The following is a 15,713-nucleotide window of genomic DNA, read 5'->3' as shown; positions in this document are numbered from 1 at the left end:
CGGGTGCCCGCGCGGCGGCCCGCGTCCAGGACGACCGGCGAGGCGGCCCCGGCAGCGGGCTGCCCGCCCAGCGGCCGGCGCCCGGCGCGACCCACGACGGCACGGCACCCCCGGCCACCGGCCGCGAGGACGGCCTCGCCCCCGGACTGGCGACGAGCCCCGTACCCCCCGGCCAGATCGCCGACCCGTACGGCGTCCGCGCGGGCCGCGGCACGACGACCGCCTGGCACGGCGCACAGCCCCGCGGCGGCATGCACGGAACCGGCACCGACGGACGGAACCACCCGGCTCCGCGCGACGCCCGCCCCGACGGCGTCATGGGCGACGGCACCGCGACGAGCGGCGTGCCGGTGCCCGCCGGAGCCACCGACGCCACGCCCTGGGACCGCGCCGCCGGGGCGGCGTCCGGACGGGGGCCCGCCACGGCGCTCGCCGCCGAGCGGGCGCGGCAGGCGCGGATGGCGGTGGTGGGACCGGTCACCGAGCGCTGGGCGCCGGAACAGGCCGGCCCGGTGCACGAGAACTGGCAGCTGGCGGCCCCGATCGGACCCGCGACGGACCTGTGGGCGCTGGGCGCGCTGCTGTTCCGCGCGGTGCAGGGGCACGCCCCGTACCCGGAGGAGAACACCGCCGAGCTGGTCGAGATGGTGTGCTCGGAACCGCCCGCCTTCGCCGAGGAGTGCGGACCGCTGCGCCCCGTCGTGGAGTCGCTGCTGCGTCAGGACCCCACCGAGCGACTGGACTTCGAGGAACTGCGCGGCTGGCTGCGCTCCCTCGTGCGGTCGGCGCCGGAGCCCGAGGCCGGCACCCATGTCGTCGCCGCGCCGCCCGTGAACGCGAGCCGGCTGCCGATCGTCCGGCGGCGCGGCGAACTCGTCCGCAGGCGCCGCGCCAAAGTGCCCGCGACCAGCGTCCACGCCCGACACCGGCGCGCCCGCGAGGAGAAGCCCCCGCAGCCCCGCAAGCTCGGCCGCACCCTCCTCCTGCTGATCCTGCTCGCGCTGGCCGCGGCGGTCGCGTACGCCATGGTGTTCATGCCGAAGGCCGAGCCGAGCAGCGACGGCGTCGGCAACGGCGGCCGGAGCGACGCGGCCGGACAACCGAGTGCCGGGCCGGAGGCGAGCAGCCAGTCCCGACCCGACCAGAACTCCAGTTCGCCCGACGGGGGCGAGAAGGGGGAGGGCCGGCCGAGCCCGTCGGAGTCGTCCGGTTCGGAGCAGACCCAGACCGGCGGCCCCGAGGTCGCCCAGGGCTTCACCCTGCGCAAGGACGCCGAGGGCTTCCAGGTCGCCGTCGCCACCGGCTGGGACCGCAGCCCCAAGAACGGCCGCGGCCAGGTCGTCTACTCCCGGGGAAGCTTCGAGCTGATCGTCGTACCCGGCCGGGACAGCACGGCGACGTACGGCAGCGATCCGCTGAAGTACCAGCGGGAGGGCGAGCGGGAACTCCAGCCGTTCCGCGACTCGACGTGGGCCACCTCCGGGGGCATGCGGTTGGTCGAGGTCGGCGGGGTCACCATGGCCGAGGGGCAGTTCACCTGGCAGGACGGCCAGGGACGCGGCGTCTTCGTGCGGAACCTCGCGATACTCCTCGACGGCAAGTACCACGTGGTGCAGGTGCGTGGGCCGGAGGCCGAGCGGGACGAGGTGACACGGCTGTACGAGCAGGCCGCGGACACCTACCGGGTGTCCGACTGACCCCGCTCCACGGGAGCGTCGATCCTGCGGCCAGAGGGGAGTTGACGGTGCTCCACCAGGCAGCCGACCTTGCCGCATCGAGGAGTGGGGAGCCCGAACCGCGAGGGCGGCGGAAGGTTGCGCTCCGCTCGCGGAAGCGAGAACCGTCACAGTGCTGTCTCTGTGCGGCCGTGCCGGTTTCCCGGGGGGAGCACCGCTCCTTAACCTGACCCTGTCAAGAGCATTGCGGGGCAACGTGAATCAGATGCAGGGCCGGCTCATCGCCGAGCGCTACCGTCTCGTCGACGTCATCGGCAGCGGCGGCATGGGCAGGGTGTGGCGTGCCCGGGACGAGGTGCTGCACCGGGCCGTCGCCGTCAAGGAGTTGACGGCCGCGCTGTACGTCTCGGAGAACGAGCAGGCCGTCCTGCTGGCGCGGACCCGGGCGGAGGCACGCGCTGCGGCACGGATCAACCACTCGGCCGTCGTCACCGTGCACGACGTGCTGGAGCACGACAACCGGCCATGGATCGTCATGGAGTTGGTCGAGGGACTCTCACTCGCCGACGCGGTCAGGGAACAGGGACGCATCGAGGCGCGGGAGGCCGCCCGGATCGGCATGTGGGTGCTGCGCGCGCTGCGCGCCGCCCACCAGGCCGGTGTGCTGCACCGTGACGTGAAGCCCGGCAACGTCCTGCTCGCCGAGGACGGGCGGGTCATGCTCACCGACTTCGGCATCGCCCAGGTCGAGGGCGACACGACGATCACCCGCACCGGGGAGATCGTCGGCTCGGTCGACTACATCGCACCCGAGCGGGTGCGCGGCCATGAACCCGGGCCCGCGTCGGACCTCTGGTCGCTGGGCGCCACGCTGTACACGGCGGTGGAGGGCAAGTCGCCGTTCCGGCGCACGACCCCGCTCACCACCATGCAGGCCGTGGTGAGCGAGGAGGCCGCCGAACCGGTGGCGGCGGGTCCGCTCGGCCCGGTCATCGCCGCGCTGCTGTGCAAGGACCCCGCCGTACGGCCGGGTGCGCAGGACGCCGAACTGATGCTCGCCGAGGCCGCGGAGGGCCGACGGCCGCGCGTCGCCGAGGCATACGTGGCCACGCGGCAGCAGGAGGCGGGGACGGAGACGACGGAGGGCGCTGCGGGCCCGGCGGGGACGACTGGGGCGGCCGGTACGGATTCCGGTCGGCGTGGCCGGGACGCGGTGAGCGAGGCGGACGGAGCGCCTGACACGGGCTCCGGGTCCGCGAGCCGCTCTCGCGGGGCGGACGGCTGGGCCGGCAGTGGCTCGCACGGGGCTGATGGCCGGGCCGCGAGCGTCGGTCCCTACGGGGTGCGTGAGGGGGGTGCCAGTGGCGCCCATTCCGCCCCTGCGTACGGCGGGCCCCACGGCGGCGGGCCCGGCGGGCACACCGGTGGGGAGGCGTACGGGGCGGGGCATGCCGGTGGGGGTGCCGTGCCGCCCGGCGGCTTCGTGCACTCCGCCACGCCCGCGACCGGCTTCCCTCCCGGCGGCCAGATGGCCGGCCACGCCCCTGGCCACGCCCCCGGCTACGACCCCGCCTCCGCGCCCGGCGGCGCCACACGGCGTGGACGGGGCCGTACCGTCGTGCTCGTCGCCGTGCTGGCCGCGCTCATCGGCGGCGCGGGCGCCGCCACGATGCACTACGCGGACGAGTGGCGGACGGAGAACACCTCGGCCACGGCCGGTACGACGGCCGGGACCGGCGGCACGACCACGGGCCAGGGTCAGCCGGCGACGGACGGCGTCCCCGAGGGATGGGTTCGCGTCGAGGACCCGGAAGGGTTCAGCCTCGCTCTGCCCGAAGGGTGGAAGCGCCGGGTGCAGGGCGCGCAGATCGACTACACACCGGACGGCGGCGAGCACTTCCTCCGCGTGGCCGTCGACGACTCCCCGGACTTCGACAGCCCCTACCACCACCAGCTCGACCTGGAGGAACAGGTGAAGGACCGGCTCCCCGCGTACCGGCGGGTGGGCCTCAAGAAGAACCTCTACCGCGACCGTCCGGGCGCGCTCTGGGACTTCACCTGGAACGCCGCCCAGGACACCGACTTCCCCGGCCCGCGCCGGGCGATCGAACAGACGTATCTCGCCCGCGACGGCGTCGAGTACACGATCTACATGTCCTCGCCCGCCGCCGACTGGGACACCGCGCGCCAACAGTTCGACACGGTGCTGCGCAGCTGGCGAGAGGCACGCAAGTGACCCGAGGGGCGCCGGCGTAGGCCGACCCCAGTGCCGCCCGCCTCGGGGCCGGGGCCCACGCGTGGCGCGTTCACGGCGCTCGCGAGACGCGCGTACGTCGCTTGTCGGCCAGCCCTGTCCCGCGGCACCGGAGGGTTTCGGTCCGGTGCGGCATGATGGGGCGCATGGGGACCGAGGGGGAGAACGTCCGCGTCATAGCGGGCCGGTACCGGCTGGAGGCCAGGATCGGCCGCGGCGGTATGGGCATCGTGTGGCGTGCCACCGACGAACTCCTCGGCCGGCGTGTCGCGGTCAAGGAGCTGGCCCTCGATCCCTCGCTCCCGGAGGAGACGTCCCGGCAGCTGCGCGAACGCACCCTGCGGGAGGCCCGTGCGGTGGCCCGGCTCGGCCACCCGCACATCATCGTCGTCCATGACGTCGTCGAGCAGGACGAACGCCCCTACATCGTCATGGAGTTCATCGACGGCGGTTCGCTCGCGGAGCGGGTCGCGGCCGACGGACCGGTCGACGCGCGGGAGGCGGCCCGGATCGGGCTCGCCCTGCTGGCCGCGCTGCGGCGGGCGCACGACGCGGGCGTTCTGCACCGCGACCTCAAACCCGCGAACGTCCTGATGGAGAAGGGCACCGACCGGGTCGTCCTCACCGACTTCGGCATCGCCCAGGTCGCGGGCGCCACCACGCTCACCGAGAACGGGTCGTTCGTCGGCTCGCCCGAGTACACCGCGCCGGAACGGATGTCCGGGGTCCGCACCGGGCCGGAATCCGACCTGTGGTCGCTGGGCGCGCTGCTGTGCACCGTGCTCAGCGGGGAATCGCCGTTCCGCCGCGACTCGTTGGGCGGCATCCTGCACGCCGTCGTCTTCGACGAGATCCGGCCACCGGCCCAGGCCGCCCCGCTGCTCCCCGTCATCCGCGGACTGCTGGAGCGCGACCCCGACCAGCGGCTCGGCGCGGCGGAGGCGGAGCGGCTGCTGCGCGCGTTCCGGGAGACCGGCCGTACGCCGAGACCGCCCAAGGGGCCGCGCACCTCGACCGGTTACACACCGACCCGGCGGGACATGCCGCGCACGGCCCCGCCGACCGCCCCCCAGGACACGCCGGAGGCCGGGCACCGGGAGCACGCCGAACAACCGGGGCAGCCCGGCGGGCCCGCGCACGACCAGGCAGCGGCTCTGCGGGAGCAGCCCGGCCGGCCCAGGGGGCCCCAGCCGACCCGGAGTGTCCTGGTCGCCGCCGCGCTGGTCGCGGCGATGGCCGGGGCCGGTGTGTCGGCGGCCGCGCTGCTGCTGGGGGAGGGCGGCGGCCCCGGGGGCGGCACGCCGACGACATCGTCGCCCCGGACGCCCGGCGCGTCGCACACGCCGTCCGGCTCGGCGGGCCAGTCGAGCGGGCGCGACACGCCGGGCACCGATGGGACGGCCTCGGACGCGAGCTCCGGTACGGCGTCCGGGACGACGGAGGGCGCGTCGTCGGGGACGTCCTCGGGCTCGTCGGGCGGCGCCACGCCCACCGTGACGCGGTCGCGGGCGGCCACCGCGCCGACCGTGCCCTCCGGGTACCGGCTCGCCCGGGACGACCGGGGCTTCAGCCTCGCCGTGCCGGAGGACTTCACCCGGGAGCCGCAGGGGGAGCGGGTCTTCTACATGTCGCCGGGGCAGTCGATCCGGATCGGCATCAAGATCGACGACCCGGAGGAGGGCGGACCGGTCGCGGTGATGCGGCGCGCCCACGAGAAGGGGCCCTCCACGAACCCCGGCTACCGCGACGGCCGGGTGTCCAGGACGACGCACCAGGGGCGGCCGGCGGCGCTCTGGGAGTTCACCTGGGACGGCTTCAGCTCGGCGGAGGGCCCCCGGCACACGTACGACCTGTGCTGGGAGCAGGACGGGAAGCTGTACGACGTGTGGGTCTCGGCGCCGGTCGGGAGGGTGAGCGAGGCGAAGGAGTACTTCGACGTCGCGGTGGACACCTTCGTGGGTCCGTGAGGGCGCGGTGGACACCTTCGTGGGTCCGTGAGGGCGCGGTGGACACCTTCGCGGGTCCGTGAGGGCGTGGTGGACACCTTCGTGGGTCCGTAAGGGGACGTCACCGTACGCTTGTAAAAGGGAAATAAGGGGCTTCTCGCGTCACGGGTCTGTGACTGGAAAGCGACCGGACTGGAAGCCCGACGGCTGTCGCGATACAGATGAGCATATGAGCAGCAACGGGGGAGCCCCTTACGGATCCGGCGAGCCGACGAGTTTCGGACTGCAACCGCCGCAGCCCGCCGTGCCGTACCCCGGCAACCCGTACGCGCAGCCGACGCCGCCGGCCCAGCCCCAGCAGTCGGCGCACCCCCAGCACGTGGCGCACCCCCAGCAGTCGGCGCCGCAGCCCGCCCCGCCGTCCCACCCGGCCCCGGCCGCCCCGCCCGGCCCGCAGCCTCATTCCGCCTCCTCCACCCCGCCCGGACCGTCCGCGCCCCCCGCGCAGGACCCCGGTGCCGGACGGCTGATCGCGGGCCGTTACCGGCTGCTCGCCAAGCTCGGGCACGGCGGGATGGGCACGGTGTGGCGGGCGAAGGACGAGACGGTGGACCGGGAGGTCGCCGTCAAGGAGCCCCGCGTCCCGGACCATCTTCCCGAGCGTGAACGGGCCAACGCCTACGAGCGGATGCGCCGCGAGGCACGGGCCGCGGCCAGGCTCGATCATCCGGCGGTCGTGAACGTGCACGATGTGGCGGTCGTGGACGACCGGCCGTGGATCGTCATGGAGTTGGTGCAGGGGCGTTCCCTGGGCGACGCCCTCCAGGAGGGCACCCTCGGGGTGCGGGACGCGGCGAGGATCGGCCTGGAGGTGCTCGGCGCGCTGGAGGCCGCGCACGCGGCAGGCATCCTGCACCGCGACGTCAAGCCCGACAACGTCATGCTCGGCCGCCACGACCGGGTCGTCCTCACCGACTTCGGCATCGCCCAGATCGAGGGCGAGACCAATCTGACGGACACCGGCGGTTTCGTCGGCTCCCCCGAGTACATCGCCCCGGAGCGGGTGCTCGGCCAGCGCCCCGGCCCCGCCTCCGACCTCTGGTCGCTCGGCGTCGTCCTCTACGCCGCCACCGAAGGGGTCTCACCCTTCCGGCGCAGCAACACGCCCGCCACGCTGCAGTCCGTCCTCAACGCCGCGCCCGCCGCGCCCGCGTCGGCCACGGGCCCGCTCGCCGAGGCCATCAACGGCCTGCTGCAGAAGGACCCGGCGCGCCGTCCGAACGCCGCCCGCGTCCGCGAACTCCTGGAGGCCGCCGCGAACCCGCCGGCCCCGGCGCCCACTCAGGTGATCCAGCAGATCGCCGCCCCGGCCGGGAAGGGCCTGCGCCTCGGCCCCAAGACCCTCGCGGGCCTCGCCGCGGTGGTGGTCGCGGCCGCGGTCACGGCGTACCTGGTCGTCGCCGACCCCTTCGCCGGACCGCTGCCGGACGGCTGGAAGCAGCGGGACCTCGGGGGCAGGGTCGCCGCGAGCGTCGGCGTGCCCGGCGACTTCACGAAGGACAAGTACGAGCCGGACGAGGCGGACGACACCTACGCGTCGTACAGCGATCCGAGCGGGCTGATCCAGATCGCCGTGGACCGCGACATCAAGGCGGACGACAAGGACAACGAGATCCCGGCCACCGCGCTGGACAAGGCCTACGCCGACTGGGCCATGCTCAAGGACGGCGAGTACTCCTGGGACATCGCCGACGACCCCGCGCCCAGGGGCAAGCCGAAGGAGGCCACGTACCAGGAGCGGGAGGCCGCCGAGAACACCATCGTGTACACGACCACCGACAGCGAGTCCCCGCGCCTGCGCGAGGCGCGGGTCCTCTACTACCGGGCGAAGAACGGCGACACGTACCGGCTCTGGATCGACTATCCGGGCAAGGGGCACTTCACCGAGCAGGGCCGGGAGATCGCCCGGACGGCCATCGACACCCTGGAGATCGACAAGCTGTAGACACGCCGAGGCGGGGGTTCACTCCGGTCGGGACACGCGCACGGCGAGGTCGTTGGTGACGGTGAAGAAGTAGCGGGCCCGCACGGAGGCGCCCGACCGCGTCGGCAGCGTGACCTCCGGGTACGTGTCGGTGTCCTTGCGGTCCACGATGTCGCCGAACAGCCGTCCGAGACGGACCGGTTCGGCGTCGGTGGCGTGCCGTAGGAACAGGTCCCCTCGGTGGGCGGAACCAGCGCGGAGGCTGCGCCATCAGCTCATGGCCGCCGTCGTACGCCGCGGAGTCGGGGCGCTCGTCGACCAGCGGGACCAGGCGGACGTCGCCGTGCACACCGAGCAGCGGCTGTTCCGCCGTCCGGAGGACCGAGACGATCTCGACCTCGTGCCGGGCGGCCAGCGCCCCGGCGAGGTTCAGGGTCGACCGGACCGTGCCGCCGATCGCGTACGCGTTGTGCGGCAGAAAGGTGATCTTCATGGGTGTCGGGCTCCGCGTTTCGTCGGCCACGCCGACTCGCCCAACACCCCGCCGCGCCGCCAGGAACCGGCCCGGACCCCGACCATGACCCCCATGGGGGTACGCGGGTCGCCCCGTGCGGGGCTCGCGACGGCGTTCCCGCGGATGATCGGCAGGCCATCGCCTTGGCCCGCTCCCTGGCCCTAACATGCCGTGTCAAGTGCATGATCGGCGCGGAGGGCGGCGGGCGTGGGCATCGAACACCTGGACGTGCGGGCTCATGCGCGACAGCGCTGGGCGGCGCGGGCCGCTCTCGGCTGCGCGGCGCTGGCCGTCCTGCTGCCGATCGGCTACGCGCGGGAGGCGAGCCTGTTGCTCGTCGCGGGCCTGCTCCTGGGCGCCGGCCTGACGGTGGCCGCGCTGTGGTGGGTGCTGACCCATCGGGGCGCCGTCCGGATGGCGGCGGCCATGCTGGCGGTGGCGGCGCCGGTGGCCGTCATCTGGTGGTTCGCGGCCGTCAACCTGCTGTGGGTCGTGGTCGTGTCGGCGGCACTGTGGGGTGCGGCCGTGTGGTCCGGGAAGTTCGCGCTCAGCCTCACCAAGTCGCACCGGGTGGACGTGCCCGAACACCGCACACCTGCCCCGACCCGGCCCTTCCTCATCATGAACCCCAAGTCGGGGGGCGGGAAGGTCGAGCGCTTCCGGCTCAAGGAGCGGGCCGAACGGCTCGGCGCCCGCGTCCACCTGCTCGATCCCGAGCACCACGAGGACGTCGCCGTGCTGGCCCGCGACGCGGTCCGGGAGGGCGCCGACCTGCTCGGCGTCGCCGGCGGCGACGGCACGCAGGCCCAGGTGGCCGCCATCGCCGCGGCCTACGACGTGCCCCTCCTCGTCATCTCCGCCGGCACCCGCAACCACTTCGCCATGGACCTCGGCCTCGACCGCGACAACCCCGCCGCCTGCCTCGACGCGCTCACCGACAAGGGCGTCGAACTCCATGTGGACCTCGGGTACGCCAGCGGCCACCCCTTCGTCAACAACGCGTCCTTCGGCGCGTACGCGGCCGTCGTGCAGAGCCCCGCCTACCGCGACGACAAGGTCCGCACCACACTGGAACTGCTGCCCGAACTGCTCACGCACCAGCGCGGTCCGCGGCTCACCGCCCGGATCGGCGACGCCGTGATCGACGCGCCCCAGGCCGTGCTGGTCAGCAACAACGTCTACCGCAGCGACGACCTCGTCGGACTGGGCCGCCGGGAGCGGTTGGACGCCGGCGTCCTGGGCGTGGTGGGCGTGCGGGTCGACAGCGCGGCCGACGCCGCGAGCCTGGTCCTCGGGCCGAACGCGCCCGGCCTGAGCCTCCTCATCGCCGACGAGATCGTGGTCGAAGCCGACCGGCCGGAGATCGAGGTCGGTGTCGACGGCGAGGCCCTCGTCCTGCCCACCCCGGTCCACTGCCGGATCTCACACAAAGCACTGCGTGTCCGGGTGCCGCGCGACCGGCCCGGCGTCCCCGAGCCCAAACCGCCGCTGGACTGGCGCCGGTTGCGCAAGCTCGCCGCCGCCGTCGGCCGCACGGCCCTGCCCAAGCACCGCGAACGGTACGGCTGGGCCGAGGACCTGTGGAACCGTCGGCGTTAGAGGGGAGGAGGGCGACCGGCGAGCCGCTCCGGCCGGCGGCGCGCCCGGCGGCCTGGCCGTACGTCGACAGGCCGGCGGCGCGCCCGGCGTCTTGGCCGTACGTCGACAAGTCCCGCTTCGGCGCGGTACTGATGTCGCATGAGTGATGACGGCGAACATCAGCGCGACGCACGCCGGTTGGGCGCCCGGACCACCCAGTGCGACGACCGTCTGGTGGGCGGTCGCTACCGCCTCACCGAGCGCATCGGGTCCGGCGGCATGGGCACCGTGTGGCTGGCCGTCGACGAACTGGTGGGCCGTGAGGTCGCCGTCAAGCAGCCCCGGCTGCCGGGCGACCCCGACGACCCGGACAACGAGGAGCGCCGCCGGGCCGCCAACCGCCTCTACCGAGAGGCCCGCGCCGCCGCCCGCGTCGACCACCCCTCGGCCGTCACCATCCACGACGTCGTCATCGACGACGGCCACCCCTGGATCGTCATGGAGTGGGTCCGCGGAGAGTCCCTCCAGGAACGGCTCCGGCGCGGTCCCCTCACCCCCGCCGAGTCGGCCCGTATCGGCCTCGCCGTCGTCGGCGCGCTGCACGCCGCGCACGGCGTCGGCATCGTGCACCGCGACGTCAAACCGGCCAACGTCCTGCTCGGGCCGCACGGCCAGGTCGTCCTCACCGACTTCGGCATCGCCCACGTCCAGGGCGAGGAATCGCTCACCATGACAGGGGAGTTCGTCGGTTCGTTGGAGTTCGTCGCGCCCGAGCGCATGTCCGGGCACGGTGCCGCCGGGCCGCCCTCCGACCTGTGGTCGCTCGGCGTCCTCCTGTACGCCGCCGTCGAGGGCGCGTCGCCGTTCCGCCGTACGTCCCCGGAGTCCACGCTCGCCGCGATCCTCTCCACCGAGCCCCCCGCACCCACCGGGGCGGGCCCCCTCGGCCCCTTGGTCGTACGGCTTCTGGCCAAGGATCCGGCGGACCGCCCGGACGCCGAGGAGGCGGCGCGGATCCTGACCGATGTGGCGGAGGGCCGGACCCCGGACACGCAACTGCCGTCGGAGCTGAAGCAACTGGGCGAGGACGAGGGCACCCTGCGACTCGCGGGCGAACGGCCGGGCGCGGCGTTACGTGAGGAGGCGGCACCGGCCGTCGCCGCGGCCGACCCCGAGGACGCCCCAGAGGTCCCTCTCACCGCCGGTCCCGAGCAGGTGTCCGGGGACTCGTCGGCGACCCCGTCGGTGACCGTCGGCGTACGGGGGCCCGTGCCCGCCCGGCGGCCCGGCAGGCGTCCGCCCCGGCGGCTGGTCGCCGTAGGGGCCGTCGCCGGGGTTCTGTTCGTCGGCGGGGGAGTCTGGATGGGGACGCTGATCGGCGCCGAGGACGACAGTCTCGCGGTCCCCGAGCCGCACATCGGGGCGTTCTCGGGCCGTCCCGACTCGTCCAGCCCCGAGTCCGGTGCCGCGTCGGAGTCCCCGTACGGCGCCGACACCCGCTGGGTCGCGCACCGCGAGAAGGAGATGAACGCCGTCCTGTCCCTCCCGAGTTCGTACGAGCGGACCGGCGGGAAGAGCGGCGAGAAGCGCGGCGGGGGCGGCGCGTCCCGCACGGTCACCTACGACGGCGAGAAGGTCATCCGGGTGCGCCTCACCCAGTGGGACAAGGCGCCCACGTCGCCCATGAAGGAGGCCAAGGACTCCTCGGACATCGTGGGCAGCGGCGTGAAGTCCACCGCGCAGTACACGAGTACCAGCTTCGACGGGCAGGAGGCGGTGCTCGCCGACACCACGCACTACGCGGACGGTGGCACCCCCACCCGCGTCCTGGAACTGATCGTCCGCACCGACGACAGCCGGATGTTCACCCTCCGGGTGGACATGCCGAAGGGCACGCCGGACGAGAAGAAGGGCACGGCGGTCTTCAAGGGGGCACGCGAGCGGCTGAAGATCCTCACGGAGTGACGCCGGGACTCCTGCCGAGGTGACGCCGGGACTCGGCCGAGGTGACGCCGGGGTTCCACCGGGGTGAGGACGGCGTTCCGCGCGATGTGACCAAGTCGCGGCAGCGGGCGCACAACCCGCTGATCAGCGTCTTCGTGCCACTGATCACTGGCACGGTGTGTGCGGCCGGTGAAAGCCTGTTACCGCCGGGTACCCAAAGTCGTCCGCTCCGGAATACCCTGCGCGTCATGACGGACTCGCAGGCCCCCGAAAAGACCGGCACGGCACGGACGACCGGCACCAACCCCCTCGCACCCGCCCCGGCGGGCGCCCGTACCGCCGCCGACGTGGTCACCCCCGAGCTGGTCGCCCAGCTCACCAAGGGTGTGGTCGGCTCCGGCCGGACCGCCAACCACACGCCGTTCACCGGTGAGAAGCTCGCCGACCTGCCCGAGTCCACCCCTGAGGACGTGGAGAAGGCGTACGTGCGGGCCCGCGCCGCGCAGGCCGTGTGGGCGCAGGTGCCCGTCCGTGAGCGCGCCGCCGTCCTGCTCCGCTTCCACGACCTCGTCCTGCAGCGTCAGGCCGAGGTGCTCGACCTCATCCAGCTGGAGACCGGCAAGGCCCGGCTGCACGCCCACGAGGAGGTCCAGGCCGTCGCGGTCGCGGCCCGCCACTACGGCCGCAAGGCCCCCGCGTACCTGAAGCCGAAGCGGCACACAGGCGCCGTACCGACCCTCACCAAGGTCGTCGAACTCCGCCACCCGCGCGGTGTGGTGGGCCAGATCGCCCCCTGGAACTACCCGCTCGAACTCTCCGTCGGCGACGCCATCCCCGCCTTCGTCGCCGGCAACGCGGTCGTGATGAAGCCCGACACGGAGACCTGCCTGACCGCCCTGTGGGCGCGTGACCTCCTTGTCGAGGCCGGTCTGCCCGCCGAGGTCTTCCAGGTCGTCCTCGGCGACGGCCCGGTCATCGGACCGGAGGTCGTCCGGCACGCCGACTACGTCTCCTTCACCGGCTCCACCCGCACCGGCCGCGAGGTCGCCCAGGGCGCCGCCGCCCGCCTCGTCGGGGTCTCCCTCGAACTCGGCGGCAAGAACGCCATGCTGGTCCTGGAGGACGCCGACATAGAGAAGGCGGCCGCCGGAGCCGTCCGCGCCTGTTTCTCCTCCGCCGGCCAACTCTGCATCTCCATCGAGCGCCTGTACGTCCACGAGTCCGTCGCCGACGCCTTCCTGGAGCGCTTCGCCGCCCGCACCAGGGCGATGCGCCTCGGCACGTCCCTCGCCTACGGCGCCGACATGGGCTCCCTCGTCGGCGACCGCCAGCTGGAGACGGTCACCCGGCATGTGGACGAGGCCGTCGCGAAGGGCGCCAAGGTCGTCGCCGGCGGCGTCGCCCGCCCCGACATCGGCCCCTACTTCTACGAGCCGACCATCCTCGACGGCGTCACCGAACCCATGGCCGTCTGCAACGAGGAGACCTTCGGCCCCGTCGTCTCCGTCTACCGCTTCAAGGACGAGGAGGCGGCCATCGACGAGGCCAACGCCACCGCCTACGGCCTCAACGCCTCCGTCTGGACCAAGGACGGCCGCCGCGGCCGCGCCGTCGCCGCCCGCCTGCGCGCGGGCACGGTCAACGTCAACGAGGGCTACGCCTCCGCGTACGGCAGCGTCCAGTCCCCGATGGGCGGCATGAAGGACTCGGGTCTCGGCCGCCGCCACGGCTCCGAGGGCATCCTCAAGTACACCGAGGCCCAGACGGTCGCCCAGCAGCGCGTCCTGCCGATGGCCCCGGCCTTCGGCATGGACGACGAGAAGTACGCGCAGTTCATGAGCACCAGCCTCAAGGTCATGAAGGCGCTCCGGCTCAGGTAGCCGACCCGCCAGGACCGTTCTCAACGCGGACCAGGACCGTTCTCAACGCAGACCAGGACCGTTCTCAACGAGGAGAACACGTGTCGTACGACTACGACGTCATCGTCGTCGGCTCCGGCTTCGGCGGCTCCGTGACCGCCCTGCGCCTCACGGAGAAGGGATACAAGGTCGGCGTCCTGGAAGCAGGGCGCCGCTTCACCCGTGACTCCTTGCCCAAGAACTCCTGGGACCTGAGGAACTACCTCTGGGCCCCCGCCCTCGGGATGTACGGCATCCAGCGCATCCACCTGCTCGGCAACGTCATGGTGCTCGCCGGCGCCGGCGTGGGCGGCGGCTCCCTCAACTACGCCAACACCCTGTACGTCCCGCCGAAGCCCTTCTTCGAGGACCCCCAGTGGAAGGACATCACGGACTGGGAGGAGGAGTTGAAGCCGTACTACGACCAGGCGCGCCGCATGCTCGGCGTACGGCTCAACCCGACGATGACCCCGTCCGACGTGCACCTGAAGGCGGCCGCCGAGCGGATGGGCGTCGGCGACAGCTTCCACATGGCCCCGGTCGGCGTGTTCTTCGGTGACGGCGAGGACGCCGACGGCAAGGCCAAGGCCGCGCCCGGCGAGCAGGTCCCCGACCCGTACTTCGGCGGCGCGGGCCCGGCCCGCAACGCCTGCACCGAGTGCGGCGAGTGCATGACCGGCTGCCGCCACGGCGCGAAGAACACCCTCAACGAGAACTACCTCCACCTCGCCGAGAAGGCGGGCGCGGTCGTCCACCCGATGACGACGGTGGTCGCCCTCACCGAGGACTCGCAGGGCGGCTTCGCCGTGACCACCCTGCCCACCGACGAACGCCGCAAGGCGGGCCGGGGCAAGGGCAAGGGCGGTTCCGGGGGCCGTGTCTTCAAGGCCCGCAGGGTCGTCCTCGCCGCCGGCACCTACGGCACGCAGACCCTGCTGCACCGTATGAAGGCCCACGGCCAACTGCCGCACATCTCCGACCGGCTGGGCATGCTGACCCGCACCAACTCCGAGGCCCTGGTCGGCGCCCAGACCGACAACCGCCGCTACCGCAAGGCCCACGGGGCTGACGTGGACTTCACCCGGGGCGTGGCCATCACCTCGTCCATCCACCCCGACGAGAACACCCATATCGAGCCGGTCCGCTACGGCAAGGGCTCCAACGCGATGGGCGGTCTGTCGATCCTCCAGGTCCCGTACGCGGGCGGTACGGCGTCGGGCGCGTCGCGCGTGCTCGGCTGGCTGGCCCACGCGACGAGGCATCCGCTGCTGGTGGCCCGTTCGCTGTCCAACCGCCGCTGGTCCGAGCGGACCATCATCGGCCTGGTGATGCAGTCCCTCGACAACTCGCTCACGACGTATCTGAAGCCGAAGGGCCCCGGCAAGGGGCTGCTGACCGCCCGGCAGGGCCACGGCGCCCCCAACCCCAAGCAGATCGAGGCCGCCTCGGCCGCCGCGTCCACGATCGCCGCCGAGATCAACGGGTTCGCCGGCAGCAACGTGGGCGAACTGATGGGCACCCCGCTCACCGCGCACTTCCTCGGCGGCTGCCCCATCGGCGCCACCCCCGAGGAGGGCGTCATCGACCCGTACCACCGCCTGTACGGCCACCCGGGCATCTCGGTCGTCGACGGCGCCGCTGTCTCCGCCAACCTGGGGGTCAATCCGTCCCTGACGATCACGGCGCAGGCCGAGCGCGCGATGTCGCACTGGCCGAACAAGGACGAGCCCGACCACCGTCCCGCCCCCGGAGCGGCGTACGAACGCCTCCGCCCGGTGGAGCCGGTGAACCCGGCGGTCCCGGCGGACGCCTTCGGCGCGCTGCGGCTGCCGCTGATGCCGGTGCCGACGGTGCCGCCGAAGAAGTAGCTGAAGAAAGAAGCCGGAGAAGGACCCGCACCCCCCTCCGAGCGCGGGTCC

The 15,713-nt window shown here is 73.4% G+C and carries 9 protein-coding genes; 8 read left to right on the top strand and 1 reads right to left on the bottom strand.

Features of this window, described 5'->3' with window-relative positions:
- From M8J73_RS16905 to M8J73_RS16890, 4 genes are all read left to right on the top strand, one after another.
- Positions 1-1,697, top strand: a 1,697-nt coding sequence (locus M8J73_RS16905) for a serine/threonine kinase C-terminal domain-containing protein (protein WP_505016638.1), incomplete at its 5' end; no start/stop codon positions are given.
- Between the two features lie 244 nt (positions 1,698-1,941).
- The gene (locus M8J73_RS16900) at positions 1,942-3,912 is read left to right on the top strand and encodes a serine/threonine-protein kinase (protein ID WP_249828772.1); all 1,971 of its coding nucleotides are present in this window, start codon (positions 1,942-1,944) and stop codon (positions 3,910-3,912) included.
- Between the two features lie 164 nt (positions 3,913-4,076).
- Positions 4,077-5,897 (top strand): serine/threonine-protein kinase, encoded by a 1,821-nt coding sequence (locus M8J73_RS16895; protein WP_055543092.1) that lies wholly within the window; start codon positions 4,077-4,079, stop codon positions 5,895-5,897.
- A gap of 208 nt (positions 5,898-6,105) precedes the next feature.
- Positions 6,106-7,881: a serine/threonine-protein kinase gene (locus tag M8J73_RS16890; RefSeq protein WP_249828771.1), complete on the top strand. Its 1,776-nt coding sequence runs from the start codon at positions 6,106-6,108 to the stop codon at positions 7,879-7,881.
- Between the two features lie 18 nt (positions 7,882-7,899).
- Here M8J73_RS16890 and M8J73_RS44835 read toward each other — a convergent pair whose 3' ends face one another.
- Entirely contained in the window at positions 7,900-8,028 is a 129-nt protein-coding gene (locus M8J73_RS44835; RefSeq protein WP_274757564.1) for a hypothetical protein, read from the bottom strand.
- 553 nt (positions 8,029-8,581) lie between these two features.
- Between M8J73_RS44835 and M8J73_RS16885 the strand changes: the two genes are divergently transcribed.
- The 4 genes from M8J73_RS16885 (at position 8,582) to M8J73_RS16870 (ending at position 15,662) form a co-directional block, all read left to right on the top strand.
- Complete coding sequence (locus M8J73_RS16885; protein ID WP_055540292.1) at positions 8,582-9,973, top strand: diacylglycerol/lipid kinase family protein; 1,392 nt, start codon at positions 8,582-8,584, stop codon at positions 9,971-9,973.
- Positions 9,974-10,111: 138 nt separating this feature from the next.
- Positions 10,112-11,917 (top strand): serine/threonine-protein kinase, encoded by a 1,806-nt coding sequence (locus M8J73_RS16880; protein WP_063799248.1) that lies wholly within the window; start codon positions 10,112-10,114, stop codon positions 11,915-11,917.
- A 227-nt stretch (positions 11,918-12,144) separates the two neighbouring features.
- A complete protein-coding gene (locus tag M8J73_RS16875) occupies positions 12,145-13,776 on the top strand; it encodes a succinic semialdehyde dehydrogenase (protein WP_055540290.1) in 1,632 nt (543 codons plus the stop codon).
- Positions 13,777-13,856: 80 nt separating this feature from the next.
- Positions 13,857-15,662, top strand: coding sequence for a GMC family oxidoreductase (locus M8J73_RS16870; RefSeq protein WP_055540289.1), 1,806 nt, complete (start codon positions 13,857-13,859; stop codon positions 15,660-15,662).
- Positions 15,663-15,713: the final 51 nt, after the last annotated feature.

Origin of the sequence: Streptomyces neyagawaensis (assembly GCF_023516595.1) — a bacterium.
Taxonomy (GTDB): domain Bacteria; phylum Actinomycetota; class Actinomycetes; order Streptomycetales; family Streptomycetaceae; genus Streptomyces; species Streptomyces neyagawaensis.
This window is presented reverse-complemented; position numbering and strand designations above follow the sequence as displayed.

What these genes read in the sequence shown, in the direction of transcription:
- M8J73_RS16900 (WP_249828772.1), top strand. Translation starts at nt 1,942, where the DNA reads ATGCAGGGCCGGCTCATCGCCGAGCGCTACCGTCTCGTCGACGTCATC.
- M8J73_RS16895 (WP_055543092.1), top strand. Translation starts at nt 4,077, where the DNA reads ATGGGGACCGAGGGGGAGAACGTCCGCGTCATAGCGGGCCGGTACCGG.
- M8J73_RS16890 (WP_249828771.1), top strand. Translation starts at nt 6,106, where the DNA reads ATGAGCAGCAACGGGGGAGCCCCTTACGGATCCGGCGAGCCGACGAGT.
- M8J73_RS16880 (WP_063799248.1), top strand. Translation starts at nt 10,112, where the DNA reads ATGAGTGATGACGGCGAACATCAGCGCGACGCACGCCGGTTGGGCGCC.
- M8J73_RS16875 (WP_055540290.1), top strand. Translation starts at nt 12,145, where the DNA reads ATGACGGACTCGCAGGCCCCCGAAAAGACCGGCACGGCACGGACGACC.